Source organism: Sphingomonas sp. 2SG (assembly GCF_005503285.1).
Lineage (GTDB): Bacteria > Pseudomonadota > Alphaproteobacteria > Sphingomonadales > Sphingomonadaceae > Sphingomonas > Sphingomonas taxi.
The window spans coordinates 1-22,609 of the sequence record NZ_SCMZ01000044.1 but is presented as its reverse complement, the minus strand read 5'-3'; the positions used below and the strand labels follow the sequence as shown (position 1 = coordinate 22,609).

Genomic DNA, 22,609 nt, shown 5'->3' with positions numbered 1-22,609 from the left:
ATGCGGCGTTCATCCGCGGTTTAGCCGCCATGCCGATCGAGGACGGTCCGCCGCTCAGTTCACCCAGCCGCCGTCGATGACATGCACCGCGCCGGTGGTGAACGCCGCCTCGTCGCTCGCCAGATACAAGGCCAGCGCGGCGATCTCCTCGGCCCGGCCGAGCCGCCCCATCGGCTGGCGCGCGATGAATGCCGCCTGCGCCGCCGCATAATCTCCGGTGTCGTGCAGCCGCTGCTGCAACGACGGCGTGTCGATCGTGCCGGGGCAGATCGCGTTGCAGCGAATGCCCTGGCCGACGAAATCGGCGGCGACCGCCTTGGTCAGGCCGATGACGCCCGCCTTGGTCGCGCCGTAAGCGAAGCGGTTGGGAATGCCCTTCACCGAGCTGGCGATCGACGAGACGTTGACGATCGCGCCGCCGCCGCCCGCCAGCATCGCCGGCAGGAAGGCGCGGACGGTGCGATACATCGCGGTCATGTTGATCGCGATCGCCTGATCCCATTCCGCCTCGCTGCAATCGAGGATGGTGCCGGCGTGGACGATGCCGGCGACGTTAGCGAGCACGTCGATCCGCCCGATCTCCGCCGCCAGCGCGGTCACCGCCGCGCCGTCGGTGACGTCGAGCGCGCGCGTCTCGCAACCGACGATCCCGTCGAGCGCGTCGAGGTCGCGGTCGGTGGCGATCACCCGCGCCCCCTCGGCGGCGAATCGCTCCGCCGTCGCGCGGCCGATGCCGCGCGCCGCTGCGGTGACCAAAGCCACCTTGCCATCCAGTCGTTTACTCATGCTGCAGTCCTGCGTTGGGCGATCGGCAGGCAGGCCGGGCCGATCGGGTCGAAAGCCTTGTAGGTGAGGATGAATTCGCGATGGCCCAGCTCTTCGGAGACGCTGCGCTGCCCGCCCGCGACGGCAAGCACCGCATCGACGATCTCGGCGCCCACCTCGTCCAGCGTCGCCGCGCCTTCCAGGATACGGCCGGCGTTGATGTCCATGTCGGCGGCGAGGCGGCGCGCGGTCTCGGGATTGGCGCACACCTTGATGACCGGCGCGATCGCCGATCCCACCACGGAGCCGCGCCCGGTGGTGAAGATCGTCAGGTGACAGCCCGACGCGATCATCTCGACGATCTCCGCATTGTCGGAGATGTTGGGGAAGCCGAAGCGCGGCTCGCCGTCGGGCACCACGTCGAGCAGATACAGCCCGCCCGCCGGCGGCACGTCGCCGGGCTTGATGATGCCGCTGATCGGCGAGGAGCCCGATTTGGAATAGGCCCCCATCGATTTCTCTTCCTGCGTCGTCAGCCCGCCCTCGGCATTGCCGGGGGCGAAGCTGCCGAAGCCCATGATCGTATAGTAACGTTCGGCCTTGGCGACGCTGGCGATCAATTCCTCGCCCAGTTCGGGGGTGATCGCGCGATCGGCCATGATCCCCTCGCAGCCGACGAGTTCACCCGTCTCCTCGAAGATGCAGGTCGCGCCGGCGCCGACGAGCGTATCGAAGGCGCGGCCGACCGCCGGATTGGCGGTGATGCCGCTGGTGCCGTCCGAGCCGCCGCAGATCGTGCCGACGACCAATTCATCGATCCCCATCGCCACGCGCTCCACACCGGCGATCTCCGCCTGCACGCGTGCCACCGCGGCGAGGCCGGCGGCGATCGTCGCGGCGGTGCCGCCCGTCTGCTGGATGACGAGCAGCTCGGCCGGCCGCCCGCTCGCCGCGACCAGCGCCTGCAGCCGCTCGCGATCGAAGCTCTCGCAGCCGAGCGAGACGATCACCAGTCCGCCGACGTTGGGATGTGTCGCCACCGCCTCCATCACCTTGGCGGCATAGGCATTGGGATAGCAGCCGGGAAAGCCGATCAGATGGACGTCGGGATCGTCCGCCTTGTCGACGATCCGCCGCGCGACGTGATGCGCGCATTCGACAAGATAGGCGACCGCGACGGTGTTGCGGATGCCCTTGCGGCCGTCGGCGCGCGCATAGCCGCGGATCATGCCCGTGCCTCGGTCATCGTCACGCGCGTGTGGCTGGCGATATAGTCGCTTTTCATATTGTGCATATGGACCCAATCGCCGGTATCGGCCGCCGCGGTCATCGACCCGATCGGCGCGCCATATTTGATGACCTTGTCGCCCAGCGCGAGGCGATGCCGCGCGATCTTGTGGCCGACGGTGATGCCCTCGCGCGCTGGCACGGTGCCGCCGCCGATCGGCAGCACGTCGCCCGCCGCGATCGGCGCGACGCAGATCAGGACGTTGTCGTCGGGGTGGAGCAGGATCAACTGGTTGGTCACGGTAGACGTCGGCTCCGGTTGCGGGAGGGGATCGAGCAGCGGCCAGGCGGCGGCGGGCACCGGCGTCGCGATCCGCGCCACCATCGCCGCGACCTGATCCTCGCCGACCAGCCCGGCGACGACGCAGGCGACCGCCGGGTGGCGCAGCGGGAAATGCAACGCCGCGGTCGGCAGCGCCACCCCCGCCTGCGCACAGGCGGCGGCGAGCGCCCGGGTCCGCGCGACGATCGCCGCGTCGGGCGCGGCGTAATCGTAATGCAGCCGCTGCGGATCGGCCTCGGCGGGGTCGGCGGCGAGGATACCGCTATTGTACGGGCCGCCGACGATCACCCGCACGCCGCGCTCGGCGCAGCGATCGAGCAGCCGCGCCGCGCTGCGGTCGAGCAGCGTATAGCGTCCGGCGAGCAGGATGACGTCGAGATCGACGTGGTCGAGCAATTCGTCGCACACCGCGATCTCGTTGACGCCGATGCCGATTCCCCCGACCGCGCCGGCCTCCTTCAAGCCAACCATCGCCGCATGCCCGCCGTCGAGGAAGGCGTCGAGATGGCGGGGATGATCGTCGCCATGCGTCATCCGGCCGAGATCGTGCGCGAACAACAGGCCGACGCGCTCGCGTTGCAGCCGCGCGAGGCTCGCCGCGAACGACGCACGGATGCCGTCCGCACCGTAATCGAACGCCGGCTCGAACGGATCGGCATCGACGAAGCCGTGCCGGGTGCCCTGCGCTTCGGTCGGTACCAGCAGCCGCCCGACCTTGGTCGAGACCAGCGCCCGCCCCGCCGGGTCGTGCGCGGCGAGCGCCGCCCCCAGCCGCCGCTCGGCAAGGCCGAAGCCATAATGCGGCGCGGTGTCGAAATAGGCGATCCCGGCCGCGAGCGCCGCGGCGACCGTCGCCATCGCCTCGTCATCGCCGACGACGCGATAGAGATTACCGATCGCCGCGGTTCCCATGCCGAAACGCGGCAGCGCGGCCACGCTCACGCCGTCACCGCCGTGCCGCGATGCAGTCGCGCGAACAGCGCGACGCCGACGAAACAGGCGGCGGGCACCAGCATCGCGAAGCGGATCGACCCGATGTCGGAGACATAGCCCATCACCGCGGTCAGCACCGCGCCGCCGATGATCGCCATCACCAGCAGCGACGCCCCCGGCTTGGTCAGCGGTCCGAGCCCGCGCAGCGTCAGCACGAAGATCGTCGGATACATGATCGACATCAGCGCGCTCGACAGCACCAGCGCCGCCACGCCGACCGGCCCGCCGACGAATGCGGCAACCGCGCACAGCAATGCATCGACGGCTGCGAAGATCAGCATCAACCGCGCGCCCGAAATACGCGCCATCAGCGCCGCGCCGACGAACCGTCCGGCCATGAACAACGCCAGCGACAGCGTCAGCAGCCACGCCGCGCGCTGCGTGCCGAGCGACGGCAGCTCGACCGCGACATAGCGGATGAGGAAACTCCACACCCCGACCTGCGCGCCGACGTAGAGGAATTGCGTGCCCACCCCGGCGAGATAGCGCGGCGACGCCAGCAATTTGCGATAGGCGCCGGGCGTGCGTGCCTCGGGTTCGCTGGGCCGCGTCGCGACCGCGGGAAAGCGCGTGACGACGATCACCGCCGCCCAGGCGAAGACGAGCAAGGCGATGACGAGATACGGCAGCCGCACCGCCGAGGCGGCGGCGACGTCGCCCGCGCGCTCGTCGGCGAGGATGAAGGTCGCGCCGAGCGTCACGCCGGCGATCGAGCCCAACGGATTGAATGCCTGCGCGAGGTTGAGCCGCCGCTCCGCGGTCTCCGCGCTGCCGAGCGCGGCGACCATCGGATTGGCCGCGGTTTCGAGGAAGGCGAGGCCGCTGGCGATGACGAACAGCGCGAGCAGGAAGAAGCCGTAGCTCAGCATCAGCGACGCCGGCCAGAACAGCAAGGCACCGATGCCGAACAGCACCAGCCCCTGCACCACCGCGGTCTTGTAGCCGAACCGCTGCATCACGATCGCGCCGGGAATCGCGAAGCAGAAATAGCCGAGGTAGAAGGCCGACTGGACGAGGCCCGATTGCAGATCGCTCAACGTGAACACCGCACGGAAATGTGCGATCAGGATGTCGTTGAGATTGTTGGCCATGCCCCACAGGAAAAACAGGCCGATCGTCAGCAGCAGCGCGCCGCGACCGGCGGGCATTGCGCCATCATCGTCCTGTACGGCGACGCTCGGGTTCATTAAACCTCTCCCACTCTCTCCACGAACGGTCGCGGTTCGCGGGATTTGACCGAGGGTCTATGCCCTCCCGCCGCGATATGAAATGTAAAAATCACTTTCATCTGCGGATTTTCCTTGCCACGCTGCTCACTTACGGGGTGGGATGGCGAAGCGACGGGACGAGGGACACGGCGTCGCCCAATTGCTCCGTCACCTCCCCGGTGGCCCCCGGGAACGGGTGACGGGTGGACGGAAGAACGGCGGCAAGCCGCAACGTAAGAATGACGACCCGGGGGAGGGCATATGACGACCAAAGTGCGCTATCAGGCGCCCGCATTGACCAAGGGGCTCGAAATCCTCGAGCTGCTCGCCGCGTCGAGCGCGCCGCTCACCATGTCGGACGTCTCGACCGCGCTCGGCCGCTCGGTCAGCGAGATCTTCCGGATGCTGCAGGTGCTCGAGGCGCATCGCTACATCGCGCGCGGCGACGACGGCTATCGGCTCACCAACCGGCTCTTCGCGCTCAGCATGGGACAGCCGCCGGTGCGCGATCTCGTCTCCACCGCGCTGCCGGTGATGCGGACGCTGGCCCGCCAAACCGGGCAGAGCTGCCACCTCGTCGTCGTCTCGGGCGCGGAGATGGTGGCGATCGCCGGGGTCGAGGCGCCGGGCCTCTCCGGCTTTGCGGTGCGCGTCGGCTATCGCCGGCCACTCCACCGCTCCGCCTCGGGCCGCATCCTGCTCGCCTTCCAGCCCGAGGACACGCGTGCGGCGATGCTCGACGAGGTTCGCGCCACCGGTGACACGATCGACGACGCCGCGCTCGCCACCCAGCTCGCCGCGATCCTCGCCGCAGGCGGCGGCACGTCGCCGAGCCCGCTGCTCAACGGCATCACCGATCTGTCCGTCCCGATCCTGTCGTTCGGCGCCGCCCGCGCCGCGCTCACCGTGCCGTTCGTCGACGGCCCCGGCAGCCTGGTACCGATCGCCCAAACGCAGGACGTGCTGCGCGCCGCCGCCGCGACCATTGCCGCGGCGCTCGATCCAGCGCTCGGCGATCTCGCCGGCACGGCCGAGACCGCATGAACCGCCGGATGGCGGCCATCCCGTTCACGCTGGCGGCGCTGCTGCTCGCCAGCGGCGCGCAGGGGCGCGACTATCTGAGCGCGCCGCCACGTCGCACTGCAGTCGAGAAGGATTGGGGTCCGTGGCTCGGTCCCTATCGCGCGCGGCTGGTGCCGGTGCTGATGGAGGATTTCGGCGAACGCTATCTCTACGCGCCCGCCAATGCGGCGCTGCCACCGCCGCGCGCTGGTGAGCAGCGCGTCGTCTTCCTCGGCGACTCCATAACCGACCGCTGGGATCTCGCCGCCAGCTTCCCCCGCCAGCCCTATGTCAATCGCGGCATCGGCGGGCAGGTAACCGCGCAATTGCTGCTGCGCTTCCTGCCCGACGTCGTGGCCCTGCGGCCCGCGGCCGTGGTGATCCTCGCCGGCGTCAACGACGTGCAGGGCGTGCTGCAACGCGAGACCCCCGAGCAGATCGAGGACCATTGGCAGGCGATGGCCGACATCGCCGACCGCCACGGTATCGCGGTGGTGTTCGGCGCGCTGCTGCCGGTCAACGATTACACCCCCGCCGCGCGCGACGTGGTGCGCGAGCGCAAGCCCGCCGAATTGCACGCACTCAACCAATGGCTACGCGGCTTCTGCAAGCGGCGCGGCTATGCCTTCGCCGATTACGAAACCGCGCTCGCCGACGACAAGGGGCTGATGCGCCAAGACTATACCGTCGACGGCATCCATCCGCTCGCCGCCGGCTACGCCCGCATGGCGCCGGTCGCCCGCGCCGCAATCGCGGCCGCGCTGGCCAGCAAGACGAAGAGGACCTCCTGATGCGCTATCCCAAGCTTCTCGCCGCCGGCCTGTGCCTGACGGCCTCCGCCGTCTCGGCGCAGACCAACGTGCCCGGCGATCCCTATGCCGGCGACCCCGTCGGCATCGTCGCCGATCCGTGCCCCGCCCACCCCAAACCCGCCGACGGCCAGGGCTGGCAGATGTGGAACCTCCATATGCTGACGCGCGACCACGGCCAGCTCTGTCGCTATCGCGCACAGAATGCCGCGCTGACCGAGCCGGCACGTGTCGTCTTCATGGGCGATTCGATCACCGACAATTGGATCGGCGCCGATCCGTCGCTGTTCACGCACGGCCTCGTCGATCGCGGCATCAGTGGCCAGACCACGCCGCAGATGCTGCTGCGCTTCCGCCAAGACGTGATCGCGCTCCGCCCCAAGGCGGTGCACATCATGGCCGGCACCAACGATATCGCCGGCAACACCGGCGCCGCGACGGTGGAGACGGTGCAGGGCAATATCGAGACGATGGCGGAGCTGGCGCACGCGCACGGCATCAAGGTGATCCTCGCCTCGATCCCGCCCGCCGCCGCCTTTCCGTGGAGTCCGGAGAAGCGCCCGGCGCCGCAGATCCTCGCCTTCAACCGCTGGCTGCGCGGCTATGCCAGGGCGCATGGCTACACCTACGTCGACTATCACGCCGCGCTGACCACGGCGGAGGGCGGCATGAAGCCCGGCCTCGCCAGCGACGGCGTCCATCCGACCCCGGCGGGCTATGCGGTGATGCGTCCGCTCGCGCTCGCCGCGGTCGACAAGACGCTGGGTGGCGGTCGATGAGCGTCGATCGCCGCGGCTTCCTCACCGGCAGCGCCGCACTCGGCCTCGCCCAGGCGACACCGGGCATCGCCGCCGCCGCGCCGCCGCACGCGGCGCTGCGCCCGGCCAAGGTCGCGCCGCCGCCACGCTTCACCGCCGACTGGGAGTCGCTCGCCGCCGGCTATTCCGCTCCCGACTGGTTCCGCGACGCCAAGTTCGGCATCTGGGCGCATTGGGCGGCGCCCTCGGTCCCCGGCATCGGTGACGATTGGTACGCGCGCAACATGTACCTTCAGGGCCACCCGACCTACGACCATCACCTGAAGACCTACGGCCATCCCGCCGACACCGGTTTCATGCAGATCCAGAACCGGTGGCGCGCCGAACATTGGGACCCGGCCGAGCTGCTCGACCTCTACAAGGGCGCGGGCGCGCGCTATTTCATGGCGCTCGCCAACCATCACGACAATCTCGACTGTTTCGCCTCGACGCACCAGCCGTGGAACTCGACCCGCATTGGGCCGAAGAAGGACATCGTCGGCATCTGGGCGAAGCTTGCGCGCGAGCGCGGGCTGCGCTTCGCCGTCTCCAACCACAGCGCCCACGCCTGGCACTGGAACCAGCCCGCCTATGGCTACGATCCCGTCGGCCCGCGTCGCGGCCAGCGCTACGACGCCGCGACGCTGACCCGCGCGCAGGGCCGCGGCGCATGGTGGGACGGGCTCGACCCGCAACAGCTCTACACGGGCGCGTCGATGGCGATGCCCGACGGCATCGGCTCGCTCGCCGAAGCCGGTGCTTGGCACGCCGCCACCGACGGATTGTGGAACGAGGGCGTGCCGCCCGATCCCGACTATGTCCGCCGCTGGACCCTGCGCTGCCGCGAGCTGATCGACAGATACGAGCCCGACATGCTCTATTTCGACAATCACGATCTGCCGCTGCAACAGGCCGGGCTCGACATCGCCGCCTATTTCTACAACCGCAACATGGCGCGCCACGGCGGCCGGCTGGAGGGCGTCGTCACCGCCAAGGAGACGCCGCCGCAGCGCCGCATGGGCCTCGTCGACGTCGTCGAGCGAGGGCAGAAGAGCTTCATCGACCCCTATCCGTGGCAGACCGAGACCTGCCTCGGCAATTGGTTCTACGGCGCGCAATATGAGCGCGAGAACCTCTACAAGACCCCCGCCAAGGTGCTGCACACATTGTGCGACGTCGTGTCGAAGAACGGCAACATGATGCTCAGCGTGCCGATCAAGGGCGACGGCACGATCGATGCGCGCGAACGCCAGATCGTCGGGGAGATCGGCGCGTGGATGCGGATCAACGGCGCGGCGATCTATGCCACCCGCCCGTGGCGCATCCACGGCGAGGGGCCGGGTGGCGCCGGCGCGGGCAGCTTCTCGGAAGGCGGCCGCGACACCGGTTATACCGCGCGCGACATCCGCTACGTCACCCGCGGCAAGGCGCTGCACGCGCTGGTGCTCGGCTGGCCCGCGGACGGCGTCGCGCGGCTGACCCTGCTCGGCCTCGACAATCCGGTCGGTCGCGGCGAGGTGCGCCGCGTGTCGTTGCCCGGCAGCAGTGCGCCGCTGCCCTTCACCCGCACCGGCGACGCACTGGAGGTACGACTGCCCGCCGCCGCACGCCACGCCATCGGGCTGGCGCTGATCGTCGAGGGGCCCGGCCTGGTCGACTGAGCCCGCCTATTGCGCTGCAGCACGGATCGGTCTAGGCGGCCGGCATTCGCCTGGACCCGGTGCAATTCCGGGTGGCTATTCCGGCCGCCGATCCGCCGGACAACGCAACCGCTCCCGAACATTGACGCGTCGCCGCCGGCGGCGCCGGAGCGGTCATGCGGATTTCTACGTCATGATTAGTCTTTCCCTGTCCCGTTACCGCGCCGAATGGTTTTCGAGCGCCGCCGGCGCGCGCCGCGACGTGCTCGCCGGCATGGTCGGCACCTTCGCACTGATCCCGGAGGTCATCGCTTTCTCCTTCGTCGCCGGCATCGATCCCGAAGTCGGCCTGTTCGCCTCCTTCGTCATGGGCATCGTCATCGCGATCGCCGGCGGCCGCCCTGCGATGATCTCGGGTGCCGCCGGCTCGGTCGCGCTCGTCGCCGCCGCGCTCGTCCACGCGCACGGTCTCCACTATCTCCTCGCCGCGACCCTGCTCGCCGGCCTGTTCCAGGTCGCGTTCGGGCTGCTCAAGCTCGACGTACTGATGCGCTTCGTCTCGCGCTCGGTGCGCACCGGTTTCGTCAACGCGCTGGCGATCCTGATCTTCTCGGCGCAGCTGCCGCAGCTGATCGGCGTCGACTGGCACACTTATGCGATGATCGGCCTCGGCCTCGCGATCATCTATCTGGCGCCGCGCGTGACCAACGTCATCCCGTCGCCGTTGATCTGCATCGTCGTGCTGACCGCGATCAGCATCGCGCTGCCGATGCCGCTGCGCACGATCGCCGACCTCGGCCGCCTGCCCGCCTCGCTGCCGCTGTTCGGCTGGCCATCGGTGCCCCTCGACTGGCAGACGCTGACGATCGTCGCGCCTTATGCGTTGGCGATGGCCGCGGTCGGCCTGCTCGAATCGATGATGACCGCCAGCGTCGTCGACGACCTTACCGAGACGACCAGTTCGAAGGCACGCGAGTGCAGCGGGCTCGGCCTCGCCAATATCGCCGCCGGACTGTTCGGCGGCATCGCCGGCTGCGGCATGGTCGGCCAGACCGTCGGCAACGTCCGCTATGGCGGGCGCGGCCGGCTGTCGACGCTGGTCGCCGGCGTGTTCCTGCTCGTCGTCATGGTGCCGCTGCGCCCTTGGGTCGCGCAGGTGCCGGTCGCGGCGCTGGTCGCGATCATGATCATGGTGTCGATCAGCACCTTCTCCTGGGGATCGCTGCGCGACCTCGTCCGCCATCCCAAGACGTCGGGCGCGGTAATGCTCGCCACCGTCGCGGTGACCGTGACGACACACGACCTGTCGGCGGGGGTGGCGGTCGGCGTGCTGCTGAGCGGCGTCTTCTTCGCCTTCAAGGTCACCCGGCTGATGCAGGTGACGGTCGCCTATGATGCGGCGACGGATACGCGCGACTATCGCGTCGCCGGGCAGATCTTCTTCGCCAGTGCGGAGATCTTCGCTGACCGGTTCGATCTGGCGGATACCGCCCGGCACGTCCGCATCGACCTGACGCAGGCGCACCTGTGGGACGTGACCGCGGTCGGTGCGCTCGAAGAGGTGGTGACCAGAATGCGCCGCCACGGCATCGCCGTGGAGGTGGTCGGCCTCAACGCGGCAAGCGCGGTGCTGGTCGACCGGCACGCGCAGGCGATGCGCGTGCCGGCGACCTGACCCCTGCCGTTATGCGGCGGTCGAGGTCTTGATGTTGCCGTTGACGCCGGCCGGGAAGAAGCCGCCGCTGCTCACCGCACCGGCGTTGAGGTAGGCGACGTTGAGCACGTCGCCCGCCGTCCGGCCGAATACGATGCCGTTGCTGTCCGCGGGCACGATGTTCGATGCCGCGCCGCCGTTGATCGTCGTCGGGCTGATCCCCTGATCGTCGTCGAAGCCGTTGTCGACGGTGTCGCGGGCATTGGAGATCAGGTCTGCGTTGGTCCGCAGCGCCGGCATCGCCAGCCCCTTGCGGTACAGCAACGTGCGCAACAGGCCCGAATGATAGGCCTCCACCGCAAGGATGCCGGCCGCCGCGTCGAGAATGACCTTGTTCGAGATCAGCGACGCCGATCCCTTATAGGCGGTGACGCCGACGTCGGACAGCAGCATGCCGCCGAGCAGCCAGTTCTCGTCCGACGCATAGGGATTGAACGTCCCCGTCGCGCCGACCACGCCGGCGGCACGCGCCGCGGCGGTGAATGCGCCATTGGCGCCGCCATCGATGTTGATCGCGGGCATCGCCACCGCCGACGAACCAAGCTGCTGGCGCAGGAACGCGACGTGCTGATTCTCGTCCGCGGCGATCTCGCGGGCATAGGCCGCGACCGAAGCATCGGCGAACGGCACTTTGGCGCCACCGGTTACCGTACCCTGGGTGCCGGTTCCGGTCTGTACCGTCGAGTTGATGCCGCTGCCGAACGCCGCGAAGGTATAATAATTCGCCTCGAGATATTCGAGGTTCAGCGCGAAGTTCAGCACGTCGACATCGCCTGCGGGAAGGCCCGCAGTCGGGGTCGGCGAGGGCGTCGGCGTGACCGGCGGCGCATATTGGTCGTCATCATTGCCACAGGCCGCGAGCATCGAAGCTCCGGCGGTCGCGGCGACGGCGGTGCCCGCCATCTTGATGAAGCGGCGGCGTTCGTTCCGCCGGCGCTCGGCGATGTCGAACACTTCGAGAAGCGTTTCACGATCGATCATAGGATATCCCCTTTGAACCCGAGGCTCAGGCGTTGTTGGCGCTGCTGCGGATGGTGCCGTTGACACCGGACGGGAAGAAGCCGCCGGCGGTGACCTGAGCCTTGTTCAGGTAGACGATGTTGAGGACCTGCCCGGTCGTACGACCGAAAGCGATGCCGTTGCCGTCGGTAGGCGCGATGTTCGAGGTATCGCCGGCACCCGAGCTGACATAGGCGATGCCCTGGTCGAGGTCGCTGGTGCCGTCGAGGCTGTCGCGCGCGTTCGAGACGAGCTCGGTATCGCCGCGGATCGTCGATGCCTTAAGCCCGGCATTGCCGCCGAGTTGATCGATCGTCGTGCGGATCATGCTGGCGTGATAGGCTTCGGCGGCGAGGATGCCGGCCGCGGCATCGAGATAGGTCTTGTTGGTCAGCAGCGACGAGGCGCCCTTATAGGCGGTGACGCCGACGTCCTCGAACAGGAACGCGCCATAGAGGAAGGCGAGATCCGACGCATAGGGATCGAAGACGCCGCCGGCCGGGACGAGCGTCGCCGCCTGTGCCGCGACGCTGAACGCGCTGGTCGCCGAAACGCCAATGTCGATCGCGGGCTGGGCGACCGCGGCCGATCCCAACGCCGTGCGGAGGAAATTGACGTGGGCGAGTTCGTCTTCGGCGATCTCGCGTGCCATTTCAGCGAGCAGCGAATCCTGGAAAATGACCTGCTTGCCGCCCGTCGCCGCGACCGGCGTACCGACGCCGGTGATCGACGTCGCGGGGATGCCACGACCGTAGACGGCATAATAATAGAAGTTCGCCTCGAGATATTCGAGGTTCAACGCGAAGTTGAGAATGTCCGCATCGGTCAGGGTCTGCGCCTGCGCGGGATTGCTTACCAAAAAGGCGCCGGCCCCGACGGCCGCCGCCCCTACTGCCGCCTTGAAGAAGGCCCTTCGGTCCTTGCGCTGTTCGGCATGCGCCGCAAGCGCGTCGATCGGACTGACATCGTGACTCACGCTGAGAACTCCCCTTTGTGTTGAGAGCAGCAACATTCAATCGCCGGTTCCGTTCCAGCATTATCGCATCGGCCCCAAACTGTTTGGTCGTATAGATGTCGATCAATATGCCACCCGCCGTTGTTGCGATGTCGAGCGCAAGCGCAAGAATTATGTCTGTCTCGGACTATATTTTAATCACGATAATTGTGCGGCGCAGCTAAGTACCCAAAGCCGCCTCCGTCATCGAAATGAAATTGGTACTACTTTGGCCTGTAACCTTAGCCACCTAGCGGCGTGGCGAACGGCATAACGCCAGGGGGACTACACATGCTTCGTACTTCGCGCCTGATCGGCGCCACGCTGCCGCTCACGCTCGCGGCGCTGCTCGCCACGCCGGCCGCGCTCGCACAGACCAATCCGACCAGCACCACCGACGCGCCGACGGGCGATGCGGAGCAGGACGGCGAGATCGTCGTCACCGGCAGCTATGCGCGCAGCATCGCCACCGCCACCGAGGCCAAACGCAAGGCCGCCTACGGCCTCGATTCGATCGCCTCGACCGACATCGGCAAATTCCCGGCGCAGAACGTCGCCGAGGCGTTGCAGGTGGTGCCCGGCGTCGCGATCACCCGCCCGCGCGGCGAGGGGCTGTACGTCAGCGTTCGCGGCCTCGGTCCGCAGTTCCAGAACACCTTGGTCAACGGCCGCACCGTCGCGCTCAACGACCTGATCGAGAACGGCGGTGCCAACGGCCGCCAGTTCCGCTTCGAGATGCTGCCCGCCGAGTTCGTCTCGAGCATCGACGTCGTCAAGACGCCGACGCCGGACATGAACGAGGGCGCGCTCGGCGGCAATATCGACGTCAAGACCTTCCACCCGCTCGATATCGGCACGCGCACGACGCTGAATTCGCGCTACACCTTCACCGCGCAGACGCACCGCGTCGAGCCCAATGCCACGCTGCTGACCAGCTACCGCAGCCCGGACGAGACGTTCGGCATCCTCGCCGGCGCGCAATATTGGGGCAAGCAGGTCCGCAACGACCGCTTCATGAACTTCGGCTGGAACACCAATCTGCTCGGCAGCGCGAGCGGCCTGTACACGCCGACGCGCACGCGCCCGACGATCGAGACGGAGGATCGCAAGCGCCTGTCGGGCATCGTCTCCGCGCAATGGCAGCCGACGCCCGCCCTGCGCACCACGCTCGACGTGATCGCGACGCGGCTCGACGTCGCCTATGACGAATTCGGCATCGACATCTATCCCGACGATTCCGGCGACAAGAAAAATCCGGCCGCCATCGTTCCCGGCTCGACCAAGATCAGCGGCAACACCGTGGTCGGCGCGACGATCAACAACGCGCGCTTCATGGCGTCGCGCGAATACAGCCTCAACCGCCACGACCTGCTCACCGTCGCGCTGCGCCAGAGCTTCGACCAGGGTCGCTGGCACGCCTCGGCCGACGGCAGCTGGTCGACCGCGCACAGCTACCACCCGAGCAATGCCGAGGGCACGGTGCGCAGCCGCGCGCAGTTCATCGCGCCGCTGACCTATGACGCCTCGGGCGGCTACAAGGTGCTGCCGACGCTCACCACGACGCGCGACCTGACCAATCCGGCGAACTATGCCGTCACCACCTTCAACATCGCGCCCAAGAACAGCAAGGATTGGGACGCCTACGGCCGCGCCGACCTCGGCTATGACGTCGGCGACGGCCTGCTCCGCAAGATCGCGGCGGGCGGCGAATATCACTGGCGCAAGCGCGATTATCGCCGTCGCGACTATCTGATCGACACGGTCAAGGGCCAGCCGCTGTCGGTGCTCGGCTCGGGCGCCTATCAGCAACTGCCCTATGACGACTTCCTCGCCGGCGTCACCGGCAACAGCCCGCGCACCTGGCTCGTCCCCGTCACCAAGGCCTATTACGACGCGCTGTTCACCCCGGCGATCGCCAATGCTGAGCTTTTGCCAGCAGACCGGCGGTCGTCGTTCGTCACCAGCGAGAAGATCGCCGCCGCTTATGTCCGCGCCGATTACGGCGTGATGCTCGGTTCGGTCGAGGTGACGGGCAATATCGGCGCGCGCTACGTCCACACCGATCAGGTCGCGAGCGGCACCCTGACCACCGGCAGCACCCCCCAGGCGGTCAGCTATCCCAAGACGTTCGACAACATACTGCCGAGCTTCAACCTGCGTGCCGAGCTGACGCCGAAGCTCGTCGCCCGCCTCGCCGCGAGCCGCGTGCTGACCCGCCCCAACATCACCGACACCGCACCGCGCATCACCGTCTCGACCGACGCGGCGACCGCGAGCGGCGGCAACCCGCAGCTCAACCCGTTCCTCGCGACCCAGTTCGACGGCTCGCTCGAATGGTATTTCAACCGTCGCGGCGCGCTCACCGGCGCGCTCTTCTACAAGAACCTCGACGACTATATCACGGCGCAGAACGTCAATATCGACATTCCCAACCGCGGCACCGTGCTGCTCAGCACCTCGGTCAACGGCGGCAAGGCGAAGGTCTACGGCTTCGAGGCCGCCTACAATCAGGTCTTCACCTTCCTGCCCAAGCCGCTCGACGGCCTCGGCGTCCAGGCGTCCTATACGCACACCTCGGTGGAGGCGAACTACACCGCCGGCAACCGCGTGCTGCGCAACGAGATGCTCGGCCTGTCGAAGCAGAGCTACAATCTCGTCGGCTTCTACGATTACGGTCCGGTGTCCGCCCGCCTGTCCTATGTCTGGCGCGACAAATATCTGTCGGGCACCGGCAGCACCAGCCAGGCGCCGACCTTCACCGCGCCGTTCGGCTCGCTCGACGGCAATCTGTCGCTGCGCGTCACCCCGCAGCTGATGTTCAGCGTCGAGGGCATCAACCTCGCCGGTGCCCGCGCCTATACCTACAATGACGACACGCTGCGCTTCGGCGAGATCAATTATTACGGCCGGACGATCCTGTTCGGCGCGCGCGCGGAGTTCTGATCGATGCGGCTCCGCACCCTCGCTTTGCCGTTGCTGGCGCTCGCCACATTGGGCAGCGCCGCCGAACGGCGGCCGCGGGCGATGAACGACATCCAGGTCGTCGGCTCGCACAACAGCTTCAAGGCACGCATCCCGGCGGCGGTGATGGCCCGGCTGCGCGCCGCCGACCCGAAGCTCGCCGAGGCGCTCGATTATTACCACCTGCCGCTCGCCCGCCAGCTCGACGCGGGCGTGCGCCAGCTCGAGGTCGACGTCTTCGCCGATCCGGCGGGCGGCCGCTACGCCGATCCCAAGGGCGAGGGCATCGCCCGCGCCGCGGGTGAGGCGACCGGTTTCGACCGGCCGGCGATGCTGCGCCCGGGCTTCAAGGTCTTCCACATCCCCGACGTCGACTATCTCTCGACCTGCGTGACGCTGCGCCGCTGCCTCGGCGAGATCGACGCCTGGTCGCGCGCGCATCCGCGCCACCTGCCGATCATGGTCACGATCAACGCCGCCGACACGCCGGGCAGGGATACGCGGATCAGCCCGCCGCTGCCGCTCGACGATGCCGGGCTGCTCGACGCGCTCGACGCCGAGATCCGCGCCGCATTGCCCGGCAAGCGCCTGATCACGCCGGACGAGGTGCGCGGTACCGCCGCCACGCTGCACGCCGCGGTCACCACCCGCGGCTGGCCGTCGCTCGAATCGACGCGCGGCCGCGTCTACGTCCTGCTCGACGTCCGCGACGCGGTCTCCGCCGTCTATCGCGCCGGCCACCCCTCGCTCGCCGGCCGCGCGATGTTCGGCTGGTATCGCGACGATCAGCCCGAGGCGGCAATCGAGATCGTGCAGGACCCGCTGGTCGATGGCGCCGCGATCCGCCATTGGGTCGCGCAGGGGCTGATCGTCCGCACCCGCACCGACGCCAACACCGTCGAGGCGCGCGCGCACGACCTCCGCAAGGCCGCCGCCGCCGCGACGAGCGGCGCGCAGGCGGTGAGCACCGATTATTACCCCGGCGCGCCCGATCCCGCCCACCTCGCCTTCCGCGTCACCTTGCCCGGTGGTGAGATGGCCCGCTGCAACCCGGTACGCATCGCCGCCTGCCGCCTCGCCCCCTGATCCGCCCGCCGCCCCGATCCGCGCCGCAAGATACGGGCAAAACACGGTTTTTCTCCGCGCCACGGTGACTTGACCAAAGCACCGCCAGCGCGAATGATCGCGCTAACAACGATCGAGAGGATTGCTTATGCCCCCGTCACGCCGCGAGCTGCTCGCCGGTGCCGTCGCGACCGCGGCGGTCGCTGCCGCCGCGCCGCTCGCCGCCGCCGCGGCCCCCGCCAGTCTGCAGGGCATTGCGGCGCGGCGCGGGCTGCGCTTCGGCACGGCGGTGCCGTGGCAGGCGGGCGGCCGCGACGGCGTGCCCGTCGCCGATCCAGCCTATGCGCGGCTGATCGCGGCGCAATGCGGCCTGATCGTCGCCGAGAACGAGATGAAGTGGCAGCATCTCCGCCCGACGCCGACCACCTTCGCCTTCGCGCATTTCGACGCGATCATGGCCTGGGCCGAACGCGAGCATCTCGCGGTGCGCGGCCACAATCTGCTGTGGCACCAGCCGAAATGGTTTCCGCGCTGGCTCAACGATTATGATTTCGGCGCGCAGCCGCATGCCGCCGCCGAAGCGCTGCTGACCACCCATATCCGCACCGTCGTCGACCGCTACGGCCGGCGCATCGCCAGCTACGACGTCGTCAACGAAGCGGTGCGGCCGGAAGACGGCAAGCTCTACGACACCAGCCTGTCGAAGGCGTTGGGCGGCCCGGAGGCGACGCTCGATCTCGCCTTCCACACCGCGCGGGCGGCGGCGCCGCAGGCGCAGCTCGTCTACAACGATTATATGAGCTGGGAGCCGGGCAACGCCGCGCATCGCGACGGGGTGCTACGCCTGCTCGAAGGCTTCCGGCGGCGGGGCGTGCCGGTCGACGCGCTCGGCGTCCAGTCGCACCTCGTCACCCAGGGGATCGATACCGGTGCGGCGGTCGCGCGGCTGGAGGGCGACTGGCGACGCTTCCTCGATGCGGTGACGGCGATGGGCTATGGCCTGCTGATCACCGAACTCGACGTCCGCGACAACCATCTGCCCGCCGCGATTCCGCCGCGCGACCGCGCCATCGCCGATTTCACCTGCGCCTATCTCGACATCACTTTGTCCTATCCCAAGCTGCGCGACATATTGTGCTGGGGATTGAGCGACGCGCACAGCTGGATCGAAGGCTTCGAACCGCGCCCGGACGGCGTCAAGCGCCGCCCGACCCCCTATGACGTCGCACTCCACCCCAAACCGATGCGCGCCGCGATCGCCGCGGCACTGGCGGCCGCACCGATGCGGTGACCCCGCGCCCACACCGATCGGCGCCCATCGGCGCCGCGACCGCGACACATCCGGCCGTTACCCGGACTTGATCCGGGTGACGTTGGGGCGGAACGACCTTCAGGGTTTGGCTCAACTCCTTCCGCCGAGGGAGCGCAATCGCATGTCGCGAGTCATGAGGTTCGATCGGTTTCCTCATCGGATCCGTCACCCCGGACTGGTTCCGGGGTCCACCGGGCCGCGGGAGAACGGTGTCGCATCAAGCCTTTCCCTCGCCGCGGGGTGGATCACGGCGGATCCACAACAAAGCTCATATGGGTTAGCCCTGTCCATCAAAGGGAGAATCCGACGGAATCTCAACCCCTCCTAGCCCGCCACCTCGATCCCCTCGATCACCACTTGCGGGTCGACCAGCCAGACATGCAGCACGTGCCGCCCCGCACGCGTCACCGGCAGCGTCGCGCCGGCGACGCGGCGATTGTCGGCGACCGCCTTGCCCCAGCGCGCCTCGGTTTCGCCGGCGAGCAGGTCGACGATCACCGGCGCACCGCCGTCCAGCGACAGCGCCACCCGATGACGCCCGGTGCCGCGCACGTCGAGCCCCGGCGCGGCGACCACGTCGAAGCGGCGTGCCCCCGCCGGCAGGTCGATCGCATAAGCGAGCTGCGGCCCGGCCCCGCCCGGCCGCTCGATCGCCGGCGCGGTCGCCGGCGTCGCGATCATCGCCGCGCCCGCGGCGGTGAAGCCCGCCACCCGCTGCCAGCGGACGCCGGCGCCGTCGATCGCCCGGCCCGCATCCGCGGCGATGCTCCGCAGCGGCGGCGTGGCCATCGCAGGCACCGGCAGCGGCGCCGCCACCGTCGCCAGCGCCGGCATCACGTCCACGTCGGGCTGCTGCCAGCCGGTATAGCCGATATGCGTCTGCGCCATCATCTCCGGCCATTTGCCGCCGGCCAGGCCTTCGTAGCGGCGGCGCAGCGCGGCATCCTCGGCGAAATAGCCGGGCGCCGCCGTCGCCCAGCGCGCCGTCGCCGCGGCATCGCCGGCCTGCGCCGCACGGCGATTGGCGGCGACCGCGGCGTAAAGCCGATGCAGGTTGGTCATCGCATCGATCCGGTGCAGCACCAGTTCGTCATAGGCATCGCGCCGCTCCGTCGGGATCGCCGCAGCCAGCCGCCCCGCGCGCGCCGCCAGCGCAGTCCATTCGCCGAGCACGCGCGCCCAGCCGCCCGCGGTCCCGGCATAGGTATCGGCATCGATCAGCTCGGGCTTGCGGCGGCTGGCGAGCCGGCCGTATTCGACGATCAGCGCGCCGATCGCCGGTCCCTGCGCCGCACCGAATTGCTGCGCCGCCCAGCGCGCCGGATAGGCCTGCATCGCCGCCTCGGTCATCCGATCGGGGTCCCACGCCATCGCCAGGAAGAAGCTGGTCGCATATTCCATCGGCTTGAGGTCGCCGACGTTGACGATCCACAGCCGGTCGGCGCCGAACTGGTGCGCCATCGCCATCTGCTGCCAGACCCGCGGCACTGCATTGGTGTCGAGCCATTTGTAGTTGCGCGGGCCGCCGACGTAATCGAAATGATAATAGACGCCGGCCCCGCCCGCGCGCTGTTCGCCCGGCACCGGCAGTCGGCGGATGTTGCCCCAATTGTCGTCGGCGAACAGCAGGGTGACGTCGTCGGGAACGCGCATCCCCTGATCGTAATAATCCTGCACTTCCTTGTAGAGCGCCCAGACCTGCGGCGTGGCGGCGGCGGGCTTGCCGGTCACCTCGGCGATGGTACGGCGCTGGTCGGCGATGATCCGCTGCAACAGGCCGATCGCGGTGCCCTGCGTCATCGGCTCGTCGCCGTCGCCGCGCATGCCGATCGTCACCGGGTCCTCCGACACGCCGCGCCGCGCGATCCCCGCCCGCCAGAAGGCGCGCAGCCGCTCGGCGTTGCGGGTATAATCCCATGGGCCGCCACCCTGCCGCTGCCATTCGATATTGGCACGCTCCATTGGTTCGTGATGCGAGGTGCCGAGGATCACACCCATTTCACGCGCGAGCGGCGCCGAGGCGGGATCGTCCTGCCACAGCGACTTGCCCCACATCGCCGGCCACAGGAAATTGGCCTTGGCGCGTAGCAGCAGCGTGAACAGTTTCTCATAGGCGAGATGGTTGACCCCGCCGAACCGCGCGCGCGCCCAGCCGCCGAACGCCGGCTCCTCGTCGTTGATGAAGATGCCGCGATATTTGACCACCGGATGGTCGGCGACGCGGCCGGCGGTGAGATAGAGCGTCGGATGCCGTTGCGCGGGCACGTCGGCCCACCAGGTCCACGGGCTGACGCCCGCCTTGGCGCTGATGTCGTAGAGGCCGAAGATCGTGCCGCGCCGATCGGCACCGACGATCACCAGCGCGCGATCGACACCCGGCAGCGGCCGCTCCACCACCTGCTCGACATAGCCCTCCCATTGCCCGTCGAGACCGCGGACGTCGATCTTACCGGCGCGGATCAGCGCTCCGACCAGCGGGCTGCCGAGCGTCCCGGCGATAACCGTGGTGCCGGCGTCCGCCTTGCCCACCAGCCGCACGGCGCCGCCACCGACCGCGACGAGATCGTCGACCAGGTCATCCGCCGCGCGCCGCACCCCGGCATCCTCGCCGGCATCGACCGCGATCAGCGTCGGCCGCCCCGGCGCGAGCAGCGCGACCGCACCCGGTGCCGCGCGCATGCACACCGTTACCGGCCCTGCACAATCCGGTATCGCCGCGGCGGCCGCAGCCGGACTGGCCGCGGCGAGCATCGCCATCATGATCCGCTGCAGCTGCATATCCTCTCCCCGTCCGCCGGTTGTCGCGGTACGTCACTTGGTGATAACGCTAACACGAAGCCTCGGACAAGAGGATGGCGATCAGGAGCGGCGAATGACGAAACGGTGGCGCTTTGCGACGATGACGATCGTCCTGGCTGGACTGGCAACCGGCGGATCGTCGCAGTCGCTCCATCCGCGGCCCGCGGCGCGCGCGGTGCCGTCGTTACGCTGGGTCCCCGCCTGGGGGTCGGCGCAGATGCTGGCCACCGCGGCGGATGCCGAGCGGATCGCGGCGCTCGGTCCGGTGACGATCCGCCAGATCGTCCATCTCTCCGCTGGCGGCACGATGGTCCGCGTCCGCCTCTCCAACGTGATGGGCGACACGCCGCTACGCATCGGTGCGGCGCGGCTGGCGCGGGGCGTACCGGGCCAGCCGCAGGTCACCGGCAATCGCGCGCTGACCTTCAACGGCGCCACCGCGACCACCATCCCCGCTGGCGCGGAAATCTATTTGGATCCGGTGCCGCTGGCGACGCAGGCCGGTGATGATCTGGCGATCAGCCTGTTCCTGCCCAAGCCGGCGACGCGTCATACCGGCCACCCCGGCGCGCGCGCGACGACCTTCCTCGTGCGCGGCGACCAGAGTGCGGCCGCGACGCTGGCGGCGCCCGAAAAGATTGGCGGCTGGTGGGATCTCGCCGACGTCGAGGTCGCCGGCGGCGGCACGGCAGGCGCGATCGTCGCGATCGGCGATTCGATCACCGACGGCCGCGGCGTTCGCGACGACGGTAACGCGCGTTGGACCGACGTCTTTGCCCGCCGCCTCGCTGCGAACCCGGGGACGGCGGGCCTCTCGGTGGTCAATGCCGGGATCGGCGGCAACCGCATCCTGCTCGACGGCAACGGTCCCAGCCTCATGGCGCGCTTCGATCGTGACGTCATCGCGCGGCCGAACGTCCGCTATGCGATCGTGCTGGAGGGCGTGAACGACCTCGGCGTCCTGACCCGCGACGCCCCCGCAAACGCCGCCACGCAGCGTGCCTTGATCGCCGAAATCACCGCATCCCACCACGAACTCGCCGCCCGCACGCGCTCACATGGCATCCGGTTGATCGGCGCGACAATAACCCCGCTCGTCGGCAACGATTATTACCATGCCTCGGCGCAAACCGAAGCCACTCGGCAGGCGATCAACGCGATGATCCGCCGGTCGGCCGTGTTCGACGCGGTCATCGACTTCGACGCGGCGATCCGCGACCCTGCGCATCCGGATCGGCTGTTGCCGGCCTATGACAGCGGCGATCACCTTCATCCCAACGAAGCGGGCTATCGTGCGATGGGAGAAGCAGTCCCGCTGCATCTGTTCGGCGCGAGCGCCGTACGAGCCCATCGGCGGAGATGACCACTGTGATGTGCCCCAAACGCAGAAAGCCCCGGCTTATCGGCCGGGGCTTTCGTAAGATTTGGTTGCGGGGACAGGATTTGAACCTGTGACCTTCAGGTTATGAGCCTGACGAGCTACCGGGCTGCTCCACCCCGCGACAGGGTTGTGACGCGAACGCCCCCGCTGTTTGGGCGGGGGTGTTGGCATCCGTCACCGGATGATGAATTGTGTATGGGTTCTTTGCCCTAAGCGTATTGCTTCGTATCCGCCGGCTGCAATGCCTGGCGACGACCTACTCTTCCATCGCTTGAGCGATAGTACCATTGGCGCAGTCGGGTTTCACGGCCGAGTTCGGGATGGGATCGGGTGGGACACCGACGCTATAGCCACCAGGCAATGAAGCGGGCGGATGCGAAGCGGGCTTGGGGGTAACCCGTCGCAATTTGCATTGTGACGGGTTTTAAAAATCGATGCACCTTTGTGAGGATGTGTATTTAATCTGGCGTTCGACTTGTATCATCCACGCCGTCGCTGACGTTTCGCTGGTGACCCAGGATTGTCATTGATGGTGTGAGA

At 68.5% G+C, this 22,609-nt stretch carries 16 protein-coding genes, 1 tRNA gene, 1 rRNA gene and 1 other annotated feature; of the genes, 9 read left to right on the top strand and 9 right to left on the bottom strand.

Annotated elements, in window-relative coordinates; genetic code table 11:
- Nucleotides 1-54 precede the first annotated feature (54 nt).
- Genes FFS23_RS15680 through fucP form a run of 4 tightly spaced genes read right to left on the bottom strand, consistent with a single transcriptional unit; the run spans nucleotide 55 to nucleotide 4,515 of the window.
- Nucleotides 55-786, bottom strand: coding sequence for an SDR family oxidoreductase (locus FFS23_RS15680; protein WP_137899333.1), 732 nt, complete (start codon nucleotides 784-786; stop codon nucleotides 55-57).
- A complete protein-coding gene (locus FFS23_RS15675) occupies nucleotides 783-1,994 on the bottom strand; it encodes a UxaA family hydrolase (protein WP_038665152.1) in 1,212 nt (403 codons plus the stop codon). The genes FFS23_RS15680 and FFS23_RS15675 overlap by 4 nt, the downstream gene beginning before the upstream one ends.
- The gene (locus FFS23_RS15670; RefSeq protein WP_249340711.1) at nucleotides 1,991-3,277 is read right to left on the bottom strand and encodes an aldo/keto reductase; all 1,287 of its coding nucleotides are present in this window, start codon (nucleotides 3,275-3,277) and stop codon (nucleotides 1,991-1,993) included. Before FFS23_RS15670 ends, FFS23_RS15675 begins: the two co-directional genes overlap by 4 nt.
- Nucleotides 3,274-4,515 carry an L-fucose:H+ symporter permease gene (gene fucP, locus FFS23_RS15665; protein ID WP_249340710.1) on the bottom strand — a complete coding sequence of 414 codons (1,242 nt, stop codon included), beginning with the start codon at nucleotides 4,513-4,515 and terminating at the stop codon, nucleotides 3,274-3,276. The genes FFS23_RS15670 and fucP overlap by 4 nt, the downstream gene beginning before the upstream one ends.
- A 282-nt stretch (nucleotides 4,516-4,797) precedes the next feature.
- On the opposite strand from fucP, the gene FFS23_RS15660 reads away from it, so the two are divergent.
- The 5 genes from FFS23_RS15660 to FFS23_RS15640 all read left to right on the top strand — a co-directional run bounded on the left by FFS23_RS15660 (nucleotide 4,798) and on the right by FFS23_RS15640 (nucleotide 10,519).
- Nucleotides 4,798-5,580 carry an IclR family transcriptional regulator gene (locus FFS23_RS15660; protein WP_137899332.1) on the top strand — a complete coding sequence of 261 codons (783 nt, stop codon included), beginning with the start codon at nucleotides 4,798-4,800 and terminating at the stop codon, nucleotides 5,578-5,580.
- 8 nt (nucleotides 5,581-5,588) lie between these two features.
- Nucleotides 5,589-6,389 (top strand): GDSL-type esterase/lipase family protein, encoded by an 801-nt coding sequence (locus FFS23_RS15655; protein ID WP_137899331.1) that lies wholly within the window; start codon nucleotides 5,589-5,591, stop codon nucleotides 6,387-6,389.
- The gene (locus tag FFS23_RS15650; protein ID WP_137899330.1) at nucleotides 6,389-7,186 is read left to right on the top strand and encodes an SGNH/GDSL hydrolase family protein; all 798 of its coding nucleotides are present in this window, start codon (nucleotides 6,389-6,391) and stop codon (nucleotides 7,184-7,186) included. The genes FFS23_RS15655 and FFS23_RS15650 overlap by 1 nt, the downstream gene beginning before the upstream one ends.
- Nucleotides 7,183-8,865, top strand: coding sequence for an alpha-L-fucosidase (locus tag FFS23_RS15645; RefSeq protein ID WP_137899329.1), 1,683 nt, complete (start codon nucleotides 7,183-7,185; stop codon nucleotides 8,863-8,865). The genes FFS23_RS15650 and FFS23_RS15645 overlap by 4 nt, the downstream gene beginning before the upstream one ends.
- Before the next feature lie 49 nt (nucleotides 8,866-8,914).
- Nucleotides 8,915-8,970 (top strand) — a sequence feature (sul1 is cis-regulatory element that is thought to sense ions involved in sulfur or methionine metabolism; They are found in Alphaproteobacteria).
- 70 nt (nucleotides 8,971-9,040) lie between these two features.
- Entirely contained in the window at nucleotides 9,041-10,519 is a 1,479-nt protein-coding gene (locus FFS23_RS15640) for a SulP family inorganic anion transporter (protein ID WP_137899343.1), read from the top strand.
- A 9-nt stretch (nucleotides 10,520-10,528) separates the two neighbouring features.
- On the opposite strand, the gene FFS23_RS15635 is transcribed toward FFS23_RS15640, so the two are convergent.
- Nucleotides 10,529-11,539 carry a ferritin-like domain-containing protein gene (locus FFS23_RS15635; protein WP_137899328.1) on the bottom strand — a complete coding sequence of 337 codons (1,011 nt, stop codon included), beginning with the start codon at nucleotides 11,537-11,539 and terminating at the stop codon, nucleotides 10,529-10,531.
- 25 nt (nucleotides 11,540-11,564) lie between these two features.
- On the bottom strand, nucleotides 11,565-12,533 hold the full coding sequence (locus tag FFS23_RS15630) for a ferritin-like domain-containing protein (RefSeq protein ID WP_052075705.1): 969 nt from the start codon (nucleotides 12,531-12,533) through the stop codon (nucleotides 11,565-11,567).
- Nucleotides 12,534-12,842: 309 nt separating this feature from the next.
- Here FFS23_RS15630 and FFS23_RS15625 point away from each other — a divergent pair, with 309 nt between their 5' ends.
- The 3 genes from FFS23_RS15625 to FFS23_RS15615 all read left to right on the top strand — a co-directional run bounded on the left by FFS23_RS15625 (nucleotide 12,843) and on the right by FFS23_RS15615 (nucleotide 17,868).
- A complete protein-coding gene (locus tag FFS23_RS15625) occupies nucleotides 12,843-15,494 on the top strand; it encodes a TonB-dependent receptor (RefSeq protein ID WP_137899327.1) in 2,652 nt (883 codons plus the stop codon).
- 3 nt (nucleotides 15,495-15,497) lie between these two features.
- Entirely contained in the window at nucleotides 15,498-16,598 is a 1,101-nt protein-coding gene (locus tag FFS23_RS15620) for a Ca2+-dependent phosphoinositide-specific phospholipase C (RefSeq protein ID WP_137899326.1), read from the top strand.
- Nucleotides 16,599-16,725: 127 nt separating this feature from the next.
- Nucleotides 16,726-17,868 carry an endo-1,4-beta-xylanase gene (locus tag FFS23_RS15615; protein WP_137899325.1) on the top strand — a complete coding sequence of 381 codons (1,143 nt, stop codon included), beginning with the start codon at nucleotides 16,726-16,728 and terminating at the stop codon, nucleotides 17,866-17,868.
- Nucleotides 17,869-18,213: 345 nt separating this feature from the next.
- On the opposite strand, the gene FFS23_RS15610 is transcribed toward FFS23_RS15615, so the two are convergent.
- Nucleotides 18,214-20,667: a glycosyl hydrolase 115 family protein gene (locus FFS23_RS15610; protein WP_137899324.1), complete on the bottom strand. Its 2,454-nt coding sequence runs from the start codon at nucleotides 20,665-20,667 to the stop codon at nucleotides 18,214-18,216.
- Between the two features lie 94 nt (nucleotides 20,668-20,761).
- Here FFS23_RS15610 and FFS23_RS15605 point away from each other — a divergent pair, with 94 nt between their 5' ends.
- Nucleotides 20,762-22,051, top strand: a complete 1,290-nt coding sequence (locus FFS23_RS15605) for an SGNH/GDSL hydrolase family protein (protein WP_249340709.1) — start codon at nucleotides 20,762-20,764, stop codon at nucleotides 22,049-22,051.
- A gap of 62 nt (nucleotides 22,052-22,113) precedes the next feature.
- Here FFS23_RS15605 and FFS23_RS15600 read toward each other — a convergent pair.
- A tRNA-Met gene (locus FFS23_RS15600) sits at nucleotides 22,114-22,190 on the bottom strand.
- 122 nt (nucleotides 22,191-22,312) lie between these two features.
- Nucleotides 22,313-22,427 (bottom strand): 5S ribosomal RNA (rrf, locus tag FFS23_RS15595).
- Nucleotides 22,428-22,609 lie beyond the last annotated feature (182 nt).

What these genes read in the sequence shown, in the direction of transcription:
- fucP (WP_249340710.1), bottom strand. Translation starts at nt 4,515, where the DNA reads ATGAACCCGAGCGTCGCCGTACAGGACGATGATGGCGCAATGCCCGCC.
- FFS23_RS15660 (WP_137899332.1), top strand. Translation starts at nt 4,798, where the DNA reads ATGACGACCAAAGTGCGCTATCAGGCGCCCGCATTGACCAAGGGGCTC.
- FFS23_RS15655 (WP_137899331.1), top strand. Translation starts at nt 5,589, where the DNA reads ATGGCGGCCATCCCGTTCACGCTGGCGGCGCTGCTGCTCGCCAGCGGC.
- FFS23_RS15610 (WP_137899324.1), bottom strand. Translation starts at nt 20,667, where the DNA reads ATGCAGCTGCAGCGGATCATGATGGCGATGCTCGCCGCGGCCAGTCCG.
- FFS23_RS15625 (WP_137899327.1), top strand. Translation starts at nt 12,843, where the DNA reads ATGCTTCGTACTTCGCGCCTGATCGGCGCCACGCTGCCGCTCACGCTC.
- FFS23_RS15635 (WP_137899328.1), bottom strand. Translation starts at nt 11,539, where the DNA reads ATGATCGATCGTGAAACGCTTCTCGAAGTGTTCGACATCGCCGAGCGC.
- FFS23_RS15650 (WP_137899330.1), top strand. Translation starts at nt 6,389, where the DNA reads ATGCGCTATCCCAAGCTTCTCGCCGCCGGCCTGTGCCTGACGGCCTCC.
- FFS23_RS15675 (WP_038665152.1), bottom strand. Translation starts at nt 1,994, where the DNA reads ATGATCCGCGGCTATGCGCGCGCCGACGGCCGCAAGGGCATCCGCAAC.
- FFS23_RS15680 (WP_137899333.1), bottom strand. Translation starts at nt 786, where the DNA reads ATGAGTAAACGACTGGATGGCAAGGTGGCTTTGGTCACCGCAGCGGCG.
- FFS23_RS15620 (WP_137899326.1), top strand. Translation starts at nt 15,498, where the DNA reads ATGCGGCTCCGCACCCTCGCTTTGCCGTTGCTGGCGCTCGCCACATTG.
- FFS23_RS15645 (WP_137899329.1), top strand. Translation starts at nt 7,183, where the DNA reads ATGAGCGTCGATCGCCGCGGCTTCCTCACCGGCAGCGCCGCACTCGGC.
- FFS23_RS15615 (WP_137899325.1), top strand. Translation starts at nt 16,726, where the DNA reads ATGCCCCCGTCACGCCGCGAGCTGCTCGCCGGTGCCGTCGCGACCGCG.
- FFS23_RS15605 (WP_249340709.1), top strand. Translation starts at nt 20,762, where the DNA reads ATGACGAAACGGTGGCGCTTTGCGACGATGACGATCGTCCTGGCTGGA.